This window comes from Streptomyces pseudovenezuelae (assembly GCF_001513955.1).
GTDB lineage: Bacteria > Actinomycetota > Actinomycetes > Streptomycetales > Streptomycetaceae > Streptomyces > Streptomyces pseudovenezuelae.
The window spans coordinates 366,881-380,514 of the sequence record NZ_KQ948153.1; the positions used below are offsets into that span (position 1 = coordinate 366,881).

The window sequence follows — 13,634 nt, forward strand, 5'->3', positions numbered from 1 at the left end:
CCCCGTCCGCCTGGCAGGTAAGAGGACATGCGCCGTCGACTGATCCAGTCCACGCTCGCCGTGGTGCTCGTGGTGATCGCCGTCTTCGGCGTCTCCCTCGTCATCGTCGAGACCCGCACCATCAGCAACAGTGCCCAGGAGCGGGTCGACTCCGAGGCGATCCGGCTGGCCGGGATCGTGGACAGCCGGCTGTTCGCCGCGGAGGACGTGACCGCGGAGATCCTGCGCGACCAGGTCGCGCAGGAACGGTACGCCGTGATCCGGATCCCCGGGAAGGAGCCGATCGAGGTCGGCACCAAGTCCTCCGGTGAGGTCATCAGCTCCACCGAGAAGGGCGAGGAGGGCGAGACGGTCACCGTGCAGGAGCCGCGCTCCTCGGTGACCCGGGAGGTCGGCCGCACCCTGCTGATCATCGGCCTGGTGGCGCTGCTCGCGGTGATCGCCGCGGTGCTCCTCGCGATCCGGCAGGCCAACAAGCTGGCCTCGCCGCTGACCGACCTCGCCGAGACCGCCGAACGCCTCGGCTCCGGCGATCCCAGGCCCCGGCACAAGCGCTACGGCGTCCCCGAGCTGGACCGGGTCGCCGATGTGCTGGACTCCTCGGCCGAGCGCATCGCCCGCATGCTGACGGCGGAACGGCGCCTGGCCGCCGACGCCTCGCACCAGTTGCGGACCCCGCTGACCGCCCTGTCGATGCGCCTGGAGGAGATCACCCTCACCGACGACCCGGACACGGTGAAGGAGGAGGCGAACGTCGCGCTCACGCAGGTGGAGCGGCTGACGGACGTGGTCGAGCGGCTGCTGACGAACTCCCGCGACCCCCGGGCCGGCAACGCGGTCACCTTCGACCTCGACGAGGTCATCCAGCAGCAGCTCGCCGAGTGGCGGCCCGCGTACCGCAGTGCCGGCCGGGCGATCGTGAGCTCGGGCAAACGCCATCTCACGGCGGTCGGCACGCCGGGCGCGGTGGCCCAGGTGCTGGCCGCGCTGATCGAGAACTCCCTCATGCACGGCGGCGGCACGGTGGCCCTGCGCACCCGCGTCACCGGCAACCAGGCCGTCATCGAGGTCACGGACGAGGGCCCCGGAGTCCCCGCCGACCTCGGCGCGCGGATCTTCGAGCGCACGATCAGCGGCCGCAACTCCACGGGTATCGGCCTGGCGGTCGCCCGGGACCTGGCGGAGGCCGACGGCGGCCGTCTGGAGATGCTCCAGGCCCAGCCCCCGGTCTTCGGACTGTTCCTGTCCCGCACCCCGCTGCGGTCGGCGGTGCTGGACGACGACGAGCCGACGGTGCGGTGAGCTGCGCGGCTTGAGCGGTGGCGGTGCGGGGGTGGCTGGTCGGGTGCGGGCTGGTGGGGGGCGGCCGTTTTTGCGCAGTTCCCCGCGCCCCTGAGCCGCTCCCGGAGTGCGTGAGCGTCAGAGGACTCGCTGGCGTGGTCGGAGTTTCCTGGCCGCACCCTGCTCGGCCTCCTCCAGGAAGGACTCCGCGCTCGCCACCGCCTCGCGGGCGGGGAGGGTCTTGAAGACCCAGCTGCGGTAGGACCAGAAGCGGAAGAGGGTGGCGATACCGATGCCGACGAACTTGAAGATGTTGCTCTGCAGCGGGCTGTCCCAGCCGAAGCCGTAGGTCGCGGCGTAGAGGATGCCGTTCTCGATGACCAGGCCGACCACGCTGAACAGCAGGAACAGGGTCAGTTCCTTCGTGCGGCCGCTCTTGTCGCGGTCGCGGTACGTGAAGTAACGGAACCCTATGTAGTTGAAGACGATCGACACGACCGTGGCGACGACGCTCGCCCGGACCACCGGAAGGTCGGTGAGATGCCGGACGATGTTGAAGACGACGAGGTTGACGAGGAGCCCCGCTCCGCCCACCGCACCGAATTTGGCGACCTCGCGAACGATCCTTCGCAACCCTGAGGAACCATGTCCCATGGTCGTACAGGCCCCCAGTCGATTGGTTTCGTCAACTCAGCCATGCTAACCACCCCTCCTGCCCAATGCCTGTGGATGAACTCACACACAGGGAAACAAGCTGGTAAGAGGACCGGTGAGAGGCGCGGAATTCGGCCGCCGTGGCGCGACCGATACCCTGGGCTCGTGACGTTCCCGGTAGTCGGCATGGTCGGCGGGGGCCAGCTCGCGCGTATGACACACGAGGCAGGCATCCCGCTCGGCATCAGGTTCAAGCTTCTCAGTGACACCCCTCAGGATTCCGCGGCGCAGGTGGTGAGCGATGTCGTCATCGGCGATTATCGCGACCTCGACACGCTGCGCGAGTTCGCGCGCGGGTGCGATGTGATCACCTTCGATCACGAGCACGTACCCACCGAGCACCTCAGGGCTCTGGAGGCGGACGGCATTCCCGTGCGCCCCGGCCCCGACGCGCTAGTGCACGCCCAGGACAAGGGTGTGATGCGCGCGCGGCTCGACGCGATCGGTGTGCCGTGCCCACGGCACCGGATCGTCCGCGATCCCGAGGACGTGGCGGCCTTCGCGGCGGAGGGTGACGGCTTCCCCGTCGTCCTCAAGACCGTCCGCGGCGGATACGACGGCAAGGGCGTGTGGGTCGTGGACTCCGCCGAGGAGGCCGCCGACCCCTTCCGGGCGGGCGTCCCCGTCCTCGCCGAGGAAAAGGTCGACTACGTCCGCGAGCTCGCCGCCAACGTCGTACGGTCGCCGCACGGCCAGGCCGTCGCCTACCCGGTCGTCGAGTCCCAGCAGGTCAACGGCGTCTGCGACACGGTGATCGCCCCGGCCCCCGACCTGGACGAGTCCCTGGCCCTCAGGGCCGAGGAGCTGGCCCTCAACATCGCCAAGGAACTGGACGTCGTCGGCCACCTCGCCGTCGAGCTGTTCCAGACCCGCGACGGCCGCATCCTCGTCAACGAACTCGCGATGCGCCCGCACAACTCCGGCCACTGGTCGATGGACGGGGCGATCACCTCGCAGTTCGCCAACCACGTCCGGGCCGTCCTGGACCTCCCGCTCGGCGACCCGCGTCCCCGCGCGAAGTGGACCGTGATGGTCAACGTCCTCGGCGGCGACTTCCCCGACATGTACTCCGCGTACCTGCACTGCATGGCCCGCGACCCCAAGCTGAAGATCCACATGTACGGCAAGGACGTGAAGCCCGGACGCAAGGTGGGCCACGTCAACACCTACGGCGACGACCTGGACGACGTTCTCGAACGCGCACGTCACGCTGCCGGCTACCTGAGAGGCACGATCACCGATTGACCTCCGCCCCTCCCGGCAAGGGAGGGGCTTGTCATGGTTCGCGCCATGACGTTTCCTGCTTCATCGCCGATTGCCCGCCCGGAGGAACTCCGTTGGGGTCTTACACCGGCTCCACAGGCCGACACCGCCAGCCCGGCGGCCAAAATAATCTTTGCGGCGTTGTGGTCCCGGTCGTGCTGGGTGCCGCAGCCCTCGCATGTCCATCGGCGGACGTTCAAGGGCAGTTCGTCGCGGATCAGGCCACACGCGGAGCAGGTCTTGCTCGACGGGAAGAAACGGTCGACCGCAATCAGTTCACGCCCGTATCAGGCGCATTTGTACTCCAGCAGGGAGCGCAACTCCGTCCACGAGGCATCGGATATCGCACGGGCCAGAGTGCGATTGCCGAGCAAAGCGCGGACGGTCAGATCCTCGAGTTCTTGCTGGGCTTTGCCGAGGCGGGCTCGGTCCCTCCGCTCAAACCTTGGATTGGTGATCTTCTCCCCGGTGGAGAGGGTGAGCAGGGTGGTGAGTCCGGCGTCGAGCCCCACCGCCGTCTCTGTGCTCGGTCCCGGATCGACGCTGCCTTCCACGAGCAGGCTGACGAACCAACGCCCTGCCCTGTCCCTAGAGATGGTGGCCGTGGACGGTTCGGTTCCTTCCGGAAGAGGGCGCGACCACACGATGGCCAACGGCTCACCCATCTTGGCCAGCGTGAGTTCCCCGTCGCGGAAGCGGAACGCCGAGCGTGTGTACTCGGCAGACGCCTTCGACCTCTTCTTCGACTTGAAGCGCGGATAGCGGGCCCGTTTGTCGAAGAAAGCCGAGTACGCGCTCTGCAGATGCCGCAACGACTGCTGCAACGGCACGGAGGAGACTTGTGTCAGAAAGCCGTGCTCTTCGGTCTTCTTCCACTCCGTGAGCATCGCCGATGTCTCCACGTAGGAGATCCTGCGGTGCTCCAGAGTCCAGGCCCTGGACCGGGCATCGAGCGCCATGTTGTAGACCTTGCGCACGCAGCCGAAAGTCCGCAGCAGCTCTGCTGCCTGATCCGCAGTCGGATAGAAGCGGTACTTGAAAGCCCGCTTTACGCACTTGGCGCAGTTGATCCCCACGTCTCGCACGCTAGCGTTTCCGATGTAAGCCTGTCTGGCGGGCTGAGAATCCTGTTGTACGACGGCCCGGACGAACTGCTGTCACATGTGAGCCGGGCAGCCACCCGAACCAATCGGCCGAGGCCGAGCAGGTATGCAAGGAGAATGAGATGAGCCCCGTTGTAGGCATCGTCATGGGGTCGGACAGCGACTGGCCCGTCATGGAGGCCGCCGCCCAGGCCCTCGACGAGTTCGAGATCGAGTACGAGGTCGACGTCGTCTCCGCGCACCGCATGCCGCACGAGATGATCGCGTACGGCGAGCAGGCGGCCGAGCGGGGCCTGAAGGCGATCATCGCGGGGGCCGGAGGAGCCGCCCACCTCCCGGGCATGCTCGCCTCCGTCACCCCCCTCCCGGTGATCGGTGTCCCGGTCCCGCTGAAGTACCTCGACGGCATGGACTCGTTGCTGTCGATCGTGCAGATGCCGGCCGGCGTCCCGGTCGCGACCGTCTCCGTCGGCGGCGCCCGCAACGCCGGTCTGCTCGCGGCCCGTATCCTCGCCGCGCACGACGAGGAACTCCTCGGCCGGATGCGGGAGTTCCAGCAGGAGCTCAACGACCAGGCCACCGAGAAGGGCAAGCGCCTTCGGGCCAAGGTCGAGGGCTCCAACGGCTTCGGCTTCGGCAAGTGACCGCCGAGGACTCGTCGGCGACGGCCCGGGAACTCCTGCGCGAGTTCCCGGTCGTCGACGGCCACAACGACCTGCCCTGGGCGCTGCGCGAACAGGTCCGCTACGACCTCGACGCCCGTGACATCGCCACCGACCAGTCGGCCCACCTGCACACCGACCTGGCCCGGCTGCGGGCCGGCGGCGTCGGCGCGCAGTACTGGTCGGTGTACGTCCGCTCGGATCTGCCCGACGCGGTGCCGGCGACGCTGGAACAGATCGACTGCGTACGGCAGTTGATCGCGCGGTACCCGTCCGCGCTGCGGGCCGCGCGGACCGCCGCGGACATGGAGGCGGCGCGCGCGGAAGGCCGTATCGCCTCGCTCATGGGGGCCGAGGGCGGCCACTCGATCGCCAACTCCCTCGCCACGCTCCGCGCGTTGTACGCGCTCGGCGTGCGCTACATGACCCTCACCCACAACGACAACGTGGACTGGGCGGACTCGGCGACGGACGAGCCCGGCGTGGGGGGCCTGTCGGCCTTCGGCCGCGCGGTGGTCCGGGAGATGAACCGCGAGGGCATGCTCGTGGACCTCTCGCACGTGGCGGCGACGACCATGCGGGACGCGCTCGACGCCTCGCTGGCGCCGGTGATCTTCTCCCACTCCTCCGCGCGGGCGGTGTGCGACCACCCGCGCAACGTCCCGGACGACGTGCTGGAGCGCCTGCCGTCCAACGGGGGCATGGCGATGGTGACCTTCGTGCCTAAGTTCGTCCTCCAGGCCGCCGTCGACTGGACGGCCGCCGCCGACGAGAACATGCGCGAGCACGGCTTCCACCACCTCGCGACCACCCCCGAGGCGATGAAGGTGCACCGCGCCTTCGAGGAGCGCACCCCGCGCCCGGTCGCCACGGTCTCCACCGTCGCCGACCATCTGGACCACATGCGCGAGGTGGCCGGCGTGGACCACATCGGCATCGGCGGCGACTACGACGGCACGGCCTTCACCCCTGACGGCCTGAACGACGTCTCCGGCTACCCGAACCTCATCGCCGAGCTCCTGGACCGCGGCTGGTCCCGCCCCGACCTCGCCAAGCTGACCTGGCAGAACGCGGTACGCGTGCTGGGCGCGGCGGAGGACGTGGCGAGGGACGTCCGGTCGACGCGAGGACCGTCCAACGCGACCCTCTCCGAGCTCGACGGCTGACCGCCCGGGGCGCCTTCGACCTGGTGGGCGGGGCGGGGCACGGCACCCGAACCGCCGTACCCCCGAACGCCCCGCCCACCAGGAAGCCCTCCGCGCTCCGTGCGACGGTGACCGTACGGCGATCAGAAAGATCACGACGTACGGAGCCCGTCATGGCAGATCTCCAGGACGAACTGCACCCCCCGGCCGAGGTGGGAGGGCTGCCCCAGCTCCTCGGGGCCGTGCCGGAGCTGTGCGCCTCCGGCTCCGACCCGGACGCCGACCTGCTGGAGCGTGCCCGTGCCCTTCTCGCGGCGCACCCCGTCGCCGACGGTTACAGCGGGCTGCCCTGGGCCCTGAGGCACCTGCCCTGGTTCGATCTGGAGGTCGGTGAGAGCGCGGTGGACACGGATGTGCCGAGGCTCAGGGAGGGGCACGTGGGCGCCCTGATGTGGTCGCTGCACCTGCCCGAGGGGCTGGACGGGGACCGGGCCGTCGGTGCCACCCTGGAACAGCTCGACCTGGTGAAGACCGTCGTACGCAACCACCCGGAGGGCCTGCGCCTGGCCCGCACGGCGGGACAGACCACCGACGCCCGCAACTGCGGCCGCGCCGCCGTCCTGCTCGGGCCCGCGGGCGCCGCCGCCCTCGGCGACTCGCTCGGCATCCTGCGCTCCCTGCACGCCCTCGGTCTGCGCGCCCTCACCCTGTCCGGGGTGTCCTGGGCGAGCGCGGCGGGGCTCACCCGGTTCGGCGAGGAGGTGCTGCGCGAGATGAACCGGCTCGGAGTCCTCGCCGACCTCTCCGGCGCCTCCGACGCCACCGTCCGGCGGACCCTGGCCGTGTCCAAGGCGCCGGTGCTCTTCAGCCGCTCCGCCGCCCGCGCCCTGCGCCCCCACCCGGCCAACCTCCCCGACGACCTGCTCGCCGAGCTGGGCGCCGCCAAGGGCCTGTGCATGGTGCCGCTGACCGCCGAGCAGACCGGCCCGACGGTCCGGGACGTCGCCGACCACCTCGACCATGTGCGCGCGGTCGCGGGCGCCGAGTGCGTGGGCCTGTCCGGCACCTACGACGCCGGCACCGCCCACCCGCAGGAGCTCGGCGACGCCTCCTGCTACCCGCACCTCGTCGCCGAGCTGCTGCGCCGGGGCTGGGACGAGGCCGGCCTCGCGCTGCTGACCTGGGGCAATGTCCAGCGGCTGCTGCGCGAGTCCGACTTCACCGCGAAGGCGGCCCAGCAGCGGCGCCCGCCCTCCACGGCCAAGATCGCCGAGCTCGACGGATAGCCGGGCCGGCGGCCGGCGGAGCTGCACCGGGTCGATCCGGCGGCGACGCGTGAGGGCCGGGCCGGGCGGAGGGCGATGACGCGGTGCGGGGCCGGTCCTGCGGCGGCGAGATCGCCCGGCCGGGCGGATGGCCGGGCGACGTCGTACGGGACCGGTCCGGCACGGGCGCCGGTCGGAGTCGGTGGCCGGCCGACGGCCGGTGCTACACCGGGTCGATCCGGCACAGGCAGAAGGGGTGCCCCGCCGGATCCGCGTAGACCCGGAAGTCCTCTTTGTCCTCGGCGTGCAGCAGCCGCGCGCCCAGCTCCAGCACCTTGGCCTCGGCCGCGTCGATCTCCTCCCACGTGGTCCCGCCGTCGAAGTCGAGGTGGAACTGCTGGGAGTTGCGGTCCGCCCGCGGCCACTCGGGCGGGGTCAGCCCCGGCGCGCTCTGGAAGGCCAGCCGGGGGCCGGCCGGGACGCGCAGGACCACCCAGTCGGGGTCGTCGTCCTCCGGGGTGCCGCCCACGATCCCGGCGTAGAAGCGGGCGAGCGCGCGGGGGTCGGGGCAGTCGATCACGACGGAGCGGAAACGGGCGACAGTCACGAGGTCCTCCTGGTTCGACCGGGGGTTCAGCAGGCGCAGAGGCAGAACGGGTGCCCCGCCGGGTCCGCGTACACACGGAAGGTGCGGGAGCGGTCCTCGGTGTCCAGCGGCCTCGCCCCGAGCGCCAGCACCTCCTTCTCGGCCGCGTCCAGGTCCGGGACCGTCAGGTCCAGGTGGAACTGCTGCGAGGCGTCGGGGGCGGGCCACTTCGGCGGTACGAATCCGGGGGCGGCCTGGAAGGCCAGCGACGGTCCGCCGGGGGTCCGCAGGTCCACCCAGTCCCCCTCGCCCTCGACGGTGCCGCCGAGGACACCGGCGTAGAAATCGGCGAGCGCGCGCGGGTCCGGACAGTCCAGTACGACGACTCCGAGTTCGGCGACGGCCATGCTTCCTCCTTGAAGCGGGGTTACCTGTAAGAGCGGGTAACCAGTAACGGTTACCGCATGCTCCCGCATCGGAGGTAACGTCGCAAGGCAATTCCCTAGCTAGGTAGCGTGCAGCCATGAGTGAGCGATCGCCGGCGCCCGGGGGGCTGGCCCTGGTCCAGTCCCTGGTCAACACGGTGGACCTGGAGTCGGGTGCCGATGCGCTGGACACGGCGGAGGGGCGGGCGCGCTTCGGGATCACCGCGGGCCAGCTCGCGCAGGCGCGCGAGCTGCGGGAGGCGCTGCGGGTCGCGCTGCTGGCCCACGCGGGACACCCGCCGCACCGCACGGTGACGCCGCTGGGGGAGTTGCTGGCGGCGGCCCCGCTGGTGCTGACGGTGGCCGGGTCGGACGGCTCGGCCGCCCTGGCCCCCGCCGACGCCCGCCCGCTCCTCTCCCGGGTCGCCGCCGCCGTCGCGGAGTCCCTGATCGCCGGCACCTGGACGCGGCTGAAGGCCTGCGAGGCGGCGGACTGCCACTGGGCGTACTACGACCGCAGCCCGGCGGGCCGGGGGCGCTGGTGCTCCATGCAGGTGTGCGGCGCACGGGCGAAGATGCGCAGGTACCGGGGGAAGGCGCCGTCCTAGCGGGTGCGGGTGCGGCCACTACGGCGCCGCACCCGCTCACGCACTCTCCTCACCTCCACGCGGGGCGGTCGCGGCCGCCCGGGACCCCACCAGGAGCAGGCACAGCACCGCGACCCCCGCGACCAGACCGGCCAGGACCAGCAGCGGATCCAGCGGCCGGGCCGTGGCCGCGGCCGTCTGGGTCACGGCCGGCTGTGCCGCCTGCGAGGCCGACGGCGACGGCGTCGTCCGCGGTACGGCCGCCTGGGACGCCGTGGGTGAGGGCGACGAGCCGGCACGGGTCGCCGCGGGGCTGCGGCCGCTCGTCATGCCCGGCATCGTCGAGTGCCGCTGCTGACTCGTCGACGGCTGCGTGTGCTCGTGCCGCGTCGGTGCCGCCGGGGTCGGCGCCGGAGCCGCCGCCCGGACCGTGATGCCCGCCGTCATGTCCGGGTGGACCGTGCAGACGTAGCCGTAGGCGCCGGCCGTGGTGAAGGTGAAGCTCCAGCTCTGGCCCTTGTTCAGCATGGGGGAGTGGATCGCGAGCGGACCGGAGGTGGTCTTCACGTCGTGGGGTGCCGTGTCGTAGTTGGTCCACGTCACCGTGGACCCGGCGGGCACACTCAAAGACGCCGGTGAGAACGCGTACCCCTTCATCGCCACCTGGAATGTCGCCGCCGACGCCCGGTGACCGTACGGCAGCATCCCGACGACGAGCAGCGCGAGCACCGCCGCGGCCCGCAGCACCCCCCTCATGCGAACTCCGCCGCGACGAGCAGCCTGAGGCGCGTGGCCGGAATCCGCCACGGCAGCCGGAACCCGGTGGCCCGGCGCAGCAGCCGGTACGGCAGCCTGGCCGCGCCCACGACGAGCAGCCGGTCCTCGTCGCGCTCGACCACGCGCAGCCGCAGCAGGACGGGGAAGGCGACGCCGTTCAGGTCGAGGTCGCCGGTGAGCTGGAGCCGGTCGCCGGGCACGGCGTCGACCCGCTCGGAGGTGAGGACGGCCCGCAGCTCACGGTCGTCGAACGCGAAGCGGAACGCGGGCTGCTCGGCGTCCGGGGAGATCTCCATGGACGCCTCGGCGAGCGGTATCCGCCGGCGTCGCAGCGGCAACGGTCCGTACCAGGCGGTGAGTTCGGTGAGGGAGCGGCCGGGGGCCACGGTGTGGCGCCGGGGCGGTGGAACGGTGGGCAGGGTGACGGTTGTCATCCCGAACTCCTTGGAAAGCGGTTCCCGAAATGTGGTGGGGGTGTGGAGAATGGGGCGTGGACGCCGCTCCGGCCGGCTGAGCCCCGGCCGGAGCGGCGTCCACCCTTGCGCGGGACGCGTCAGCAGCTGGCGGTGAGGAAGTCCGTGGTGGGCTTGAGCATGTGCCCGGCCCACACGGTGTGCATCTTCACGTAGCCGTCGACGTCGAGCAGGTCGGTGACCTGCTGTCCGAGCGATTCCTCCAGGTGTGCCGAGTAGATGTGCTGGAGCAGCACGGTGAGGGTGTCGTCGGCCACCGAACCCCCGTCGCTGACGGCCGGCTTGAGGATGGACTCGATCCACACCGTGTGCATCTTCAGGTACGAGTCGAGCGCCAGCGCGTCCTGTACCTGCTGGCCCGGCGACTCCTCCAGGTGCGCCGCGTAGAGGTGCTGGAGGATCGGCAGCAGCTCGTTGTCGATGCTGGCGCACTGCTCGCCGGAGCCGGAGCCACCACCGGAGGTCGGCGTGGCCGTCGGGGTCGCGGTGGGCGTACCGGTGGGCGGCGTCGCGGTGGGGGTGGGCGTCGGCGTGGCCGTGGGCGTGCCGGTCGGCGTCGCGGTCGGGGTGGGCGTGGGCGTCGTACCGCCACCGCCGCCGCCCGACGCGGCGACGACCTTCACGGACGACACCATGTCCGGGTGCACCGCGCAGTAGTACTCGTACGTCCCCACCTTGGTGAAGGTGTACGACCACGACTGGCCCTGCTTCAGCGTCCCCGAGTCGAAGGCCACCGGGGCCTTGGTCGTGGTCACCGTGTGCGGCGCGCTGTCGTGGTTGGTCCACCGGACGGTCTGGCCGGCCTCGACGACGAGCTGCTTACCGTCGCCGAACTTGTAGCTCATGATGTCGACCTGGTAGTCCGGCTCGGCGGCCGCCGCGGGCTGAACCTCGGCAGCGGCGGCAGCGGGCGCCTGAGCCGCGCCCGCGGTCTGCTGCGAGGAACTCGTCGTACCCGAGGCCGCGTTCAGCAGTCCGAGACTGAGCACGGCCGCGAGTGCCGCGCCGAGCCCCACGAACAGCAGGGACCGGCCCCCGGACCTGCCGGCCTTGGCCGTCGGCGGCTCCAGCCGCCGCTCGCCGGTCTCATCGCTTCTTTTCACTTCAACTCCTATTGATTCCCAGGGAGTTGTTTCCCATGGAGTTCAGCGGCCGGGATCGGCCGTGACCAGCAGACTCGTCACGGCGAGGACGACGAGGACCAGCCCCGTCTCGACCGCGACCGAGTAACCGAAGGGCCGCACGGTGGCGGCGTCGCCGCGCAGCAGCACGGCGAGATCGAGGCGGGTGCGCACCCACTGGCGGCTCGCGTACGCGGCCACCAGGACGCCCCCGAGGACGGCTGTCTTGACGAGCAGCAGATGCCCGTAGGAGGTGTGCAGCAGGGCGCCGTACGACCCCACCACCTGCCAGGCGAGCACCAGCCCGGCGCCGACGATGCCCGTCACGCTCACGGCCGCGAGCTTCGAGTAGCCCGGCACGACCCGCGCCAGCTCCCCGGCCCGGCGGCGCGGCAGCACGGCCAGCGCGAGCATGGCGAGCCCGCCGATCCACAGCGCGGCGCCGAGCAGGTGCACGAAGTCGGCGACGGCACCCCACGTGGGCTCGCTGCCCTCGGAGTTGTGGCCCGTCATGCCGGTCGTGCGCAGCAGCCCGAAGGTCACCGCGAGGGCGCCCACCCGCCAGCCCGGCGAGCGGGAGGTGGCCGCGCCGCCCTGGAGCAGGGCGCTGAGCACCACGGCCGCGAGCACCCACATCAGCCCCCGTGCGGCGAGCACGATGCCGGGTTCGGTGGCCAGGACGTCCGCGAAGGTCGCCGGGCGCAGCGCGTCCCGCAGCCCGCCGAAGGAGGTGTAGGCGCCCTGGAGCCCGACGGCCGCCACGGTCGCCAGCAGCCCGCCCGTCCAGGCGAGCCCGAGCAGCGCCCGGGCCCGCGGCTCGTGGGTGCCGCCCGGCCACAGCAGCGCGACGAACGCGAGCCCGCCGACGAACAGGGCCAGCGCGAGGTATCCGGCCCAGCGGACGGCGACGAGGCCCTTGCGCACCGAGGGGGACGGTGCGGGAGCGGCAGCCGGGGACTCGTCGCCGTCGGCCCTGGTGGCGGCCGTGCCGGCGGTGAAGGCGATCCGGCCGGAGGAGGCGTGCCCGTCCTCCTCGTCCACGACGGACCAGACGACGGCGAACCTCCCGTCCGCGGGGCTGTTGAGAGCGACCCGCACGACACTCTTCTTCGCCGTGCCCGACACCGGCAGCCGGTCGCCGTCCACCGTCAGCACCCGTACGTCGGCCAGGTCCACGGCCTCGTCGAAGGTGAGGGTGAGCCGGTCGGGGGCCTTCGCCAGGTCGGCCCCGTCCTTGGGGGAGGAACTCACCAACCCGGTGTGGGCGGAGGCGGGTTGGACGGCGCCGAACAGGGCGGCGAGCAGGGCGGCGAGGAGGAGCAGGGTCCGGCGCAGGGTCCTCACGGGGTCGCCTCCGGCTGCGGGGAGGCGGAGGCGGGCGCGAGGACGCCGCCGAGGAGACCGGCAGCGGGAGCGAGACCGACGCAGGGGGAGGCGGTCGGCGAGGGGGAGGGGGTCGCCGCCGGGCCGTCCAGGAGGCCGAGGACGGAGTCGGTGACCCCGACGAGCAGCGGCTGGACGAGCTTGACCTCGCCGTCCGCGCAGCTGTCCGTGCCCGAGGGGGAGGGCGTGGGCGTGGGGGTGGTGGGCGCGGGTGGGGTGGAGCCGGTGCCCGGGACCGGCGTGGTCCCGTGCCCGGCGTGCCCGCCGCCCTGGCCGCCACCGGAGCCGACGGGGACGGTACCCGTCACCACGCCCCCGCCGCCGGTGCCGTACCCGCCGCCGTATCCGATGCCCCCGCCGGCTCCGCCGTACGACGGCAACTCCCCCGATCCGGCGGGACCTTGGCCGGACCCCGGGGAGGTCGTCACCGGTGCCTCGGCCGCGGGCGGGGTGACCGGGGGAGCGGCCTCGGCCGCGCCGGAGGCGGGGGCGCCGATGCCCGACGCGTAGCCCAGCACGATCACCACGGTGCCGACGAGCGCCCCGGCGACCAGTTCGTCGCGGTGGTCACGCGGAGGGACACCCGGCGCCCTGCGGAACAAGGGCATGACTCACTCCTGACATGCTCAGCTCAATCCGGCCGTGGAACGCGGCCGATGACGAACAGTGGAGTGGAGGGCGGATTCCGCATCACTACGCATTGGTTAACCGGTGGTTGCCTACCTCTCCATCGCGTGGGTGTGGGCTGTGAGAACGGTGGATTCCGCACTGTGCTCGAATGCAAATCGAACTCGTGTTGAGGATTCCGGGGAGGGTGGGCATATGCCAGGTCGGTGCACGACAGGGCCC

Annotated in this window: 14 protein-coding genes and 1 pseudogene; 6 read left to right on the forward strand and 9 right to left on the reverse strand. The window is 71.7% G+C overall.

Annotated elements, in window-relative coordinates:
- Window positions 1-27: 27 nt before the first annotated feature.
- On the forward strand, window positions 28-1,302 hold the full coding sequence (locus tag AQI94_RS38375) for an ATP-binding protein (protein WP_031044063.1): 1,275 nt from the start codon (window positions 28-30) through the stop codon (window positions 1,300-1,302).
- Window positions 1,303-1,419: 117 nt separating this feature from the next.
- Here the strand turns inward: AQI94_RS38375 and AQI94_RS38380 are convergent, their stop codons facing one another.
- The gene (locus AQI94_RS38380) at window positions 1,420-1,935 is read right to left on the reverse strand and encodes a GtrA family protein (RefSeq protein ID WP_031044068.1); all 516 of its coding nucleotides are present in this window, start codon (window positions 1,933-1,935) and stop codon (window positions 1,420-1,422) included.
- Window positions 1,936-2,100: 165 nt separating this feature from the next.
- Here AQI94_RS38380 and AQI94_RS38385 point away from each other — a divergent pair, with 165 nt between their 5' ends.
- Window positions 2,101-3,240, forward strand: coding sequence for a 5-(carboxyamino)imidazole ribonucleotide synthase (locus tag AQI94_RS38385; RefSeq protein WP_031044070.1), 1,140 nt, complete (start codon window positions 2,101-2,103; stop codon window positions 3,238-3,240).
- 31 nt (window positions 3,241-3,271) lie between these two features.
- Here the strand turns inward: AQI94_RS38385 and AQI94_RS38390 are convergent.
- Window positions 3,272-4,328 (reverse strand): annotated as a pseudogene (locus AQI94_RS38390) (RNA-guided endonuclease InsQ/TnpB family protein).
- A gap of 179 nt (window positions 4,329-4,507) precedes the next feature.
- Here AQI94_RS38390 and purE point away from each other — a divergent pair.
- The 3 genes from purE to AQI94_RS38405 all read left to right on the forward strand — a co-directional run bounded on the left by purE (window position 4,508) and on the right by AQI94_RS38405 (window position 7,454).
- Window positions 4,508-5,005: a 5-(carboxyamino)imidazole ribonucleotide mutase gene (gene purE / locus AQI94_RS38395; RefSeq protein WP_031044073.1), complete on the forward strand. Its 498-nt coding sequence runs from the start codon at window positions 4,508-4,510 to the stop codon at window positions 5,003-5,005.
- Window positions 5,002-6,189, forward strand: a complete 1,188-nt coding sequence (locus tag AQI94_RS38400) for a dipeptidase (protein ID WP_031044075.1) — start codon at window positions 5,002-5,004, stop codon at window positions 6,187-6,189. The genes purE and AQI94_RS38400 overlap by 4 nt, the downstream gene beginning before the upstream one ends.
- A 152-nt stretch (window positions 6,190-6,341) precedes the next feature.
- Window positions 6,342-7,454 carry a dipeptidase gene (locus tag AQI94_RS38405; RefSeq protein WP_031044077.1) on the forward strand — a complete coding sequence of 371 codons (1,113 nt, stop codon included), beginning with the start codon at window positions 6,342-6,344 and terminating at the stop codon, window positions 7,452-7,454.
- A 202-nt stretch (window positions 7,455-7,656) separates the two neighbouring features.
- Here AQI94_RS38405 and AQI94_RS38410 read toward each other — a convergent pair whose 3' ends face one another.
- Together AQI94_RS38410 and AQI94_RS38415 are read right to left on the reverse strand one after the other, a co-directional pair.
- Complete coding sequence (locus tag AQI94_RS38410) at window positions 7,657-8,040, reverse strand: VOC family protein (protein ID WP_031044079.1); 384 nt, start codon at window positions 8,038-8,040, stop codon at window positions 7,657-7,659.
- A gap of 26 nt (window positions 8,041-8,066) precedes the next feature.
- Window positions 8,067-8,426 carry a VOC family protein gene (locus AQI94_RS38415; RefSeq protein WP_031044081.1) on the reverse strand — a complete coding sequence of 120 codons (360 nt, stop codon included), beginning with the start codon at window positions 8,424-8,426 and terminating at the stop codon, window positions 8,067-8,069.
- 116 nt (window positions 8,427-8,542) lie between these two features.
- Here AQI94_RS38415 and AQI94_RS38420 point away from each other — a divergent pair, with 116 nt between their 5' ends.
- Entirely contained in the window at window positions 8,543-9,052 is a 510-nt protein-coding gene (locus AQI94_RS38420) for a CGNR zinc finger domain-containing protein (protein ID WP_031044084.1), read from the forward strand.
- A 36-nt stretch (window positions 9,053-9,088) separates the two neighbouring features.
- On the opposite strand, the gene AQI94_RS38425 is transcribed toward AQI94_RS38420, so the two are convergent.
- The 5 genes from AQI94_RS38425 to AQI94_RS44865 form a co-directional block, all read right to left on the reverse strand.
- Window positions 9,089-9,787, reverse strand: a complete 699-nt coding sequence (locus tag AQI94_RS38425; protein ID WP_031044086.1) for a cupredoxin domain-containing protein — start codon at window positions 9,785-9,787, stop codon at window positions 9,089-9,091.
- A complete protein-coding gene (locus AQI94_RS38430; RefSeq protein WP_031044089.1) occupies window positions 9,784-10,242 on the reverse strand; it encodes a YceI family protein in 459 nt (152 codons plus the stop codon). Before AQI94_RS38430 ends, AQI94_RS38425 begins: the two co-directional genes overlap by 4 nt.
- Window positions 10,243-10,361: 119 nt before the next feature.
- The gene (locus tag AQI94_RS38435) at window positions 10,362-11,384 is read right to left on the reverse strand and encodes a cupredoxin domain-containing protein (RefSeq protein ID WP_031044092.1); all 1,023 of its coding nucleotides are present in this window, start codon (window positions 11,382-11,384) and stop codon (window positions 10,362-10,364) included.
- Window positions 11,385-11,426: 42 nt separating this feature from the next.
- Window positions 11,427-12,746, reverse strand: a complete 1,320-nt coding sequence (locus AQI94_RS38440) for a copper resistance CopC/CopD family protein (RefSeq protein ID WP_079062578.1) — start codon at window positions 12,744-12,746, stop codon at window positions 11,427-11,429.
- The gene (locus AQI94_RS44865) at window positions 12,743-13,393 is read right to left on the reverse strand and encodes a hypothetical protein (RefSeq protein ID WP_062230213.1); all 651 of its coding nucleotides are present in this window, start codon (window positions 13,391-13,393) and stop codon (window positions 12,743-12,745) included. Before AQI94_RS44865 ends, AQI94_RS38440 begins: the two co-directional genes overlap by 4 nt.
- Between the last annotated feature and the right edge of the window lie 241 nt (window positions 13,394-13,634).

Coding starts and splice junctions, on each gene's coding strand:
- AQI94_RS44865 (WP_062230213.1), bottom strand. CDS start 13,393: ATGCCCTTGTTCCGCAGGGCGCCGGGTGTCCCTCCGCGTGACCACCGC.
- AQI94_RS38425 (WP_031044086.1), bottom strand. CDS start 9,787: ATGAGGGGGGTGCTGCGGGCCGCGGCGGTGCTCGCGCTGCTCGTCGTC.
- AQI94_RS38380 (WP_031044068.1), bottom strand. CDS start 1,935: ATGGGACATGGTTCCTCAGGGTTGCGAAGGATCGTTCGCGAGGTCGCC.
- AQI94_RS38415 (WP_031044081.1), bottom strand. CDS start 8,426: ATGGCCGTCGCCGAACTCGGAGTCGTCGTACTGGACTGTCCGGACCCG.
- purE (WP_031044073.1), top strand. CDS start 4,508: ATGGGGTCGGACAGCGACTGGCCCGTCATGGAGGCCGCCGCCCAGGCC.
- AQI94_RS38375 (WP_031044063.1), top strand. CDS start 28: ATGCGCCGTCGACTGATCCAGTCCACGCTCGCCGTGGTGCTCGTGGTG.
- AQI94_RS38405 (WP_031044077.1), top strand. CDS start 6,342: ATGGCAGATCTCCAGGACGAACTGCACCCCCCGGCCGAGGTGGGAGGG.
- AQI94_RS38420 (WP_031044084.1), top strand. CDS start 8,543: ATGAGTGAGCGATCGCCGGCGCCCGGGGGGCTGGCCCTGGTCCAGTCC.
- AQI94_RS38430 (WP_031044089.1), bottom strand. CDS start 10,242: ATGACAACCGTCACCCTGCCCACCGTTCCACCGCCCCGGCGCCACACC.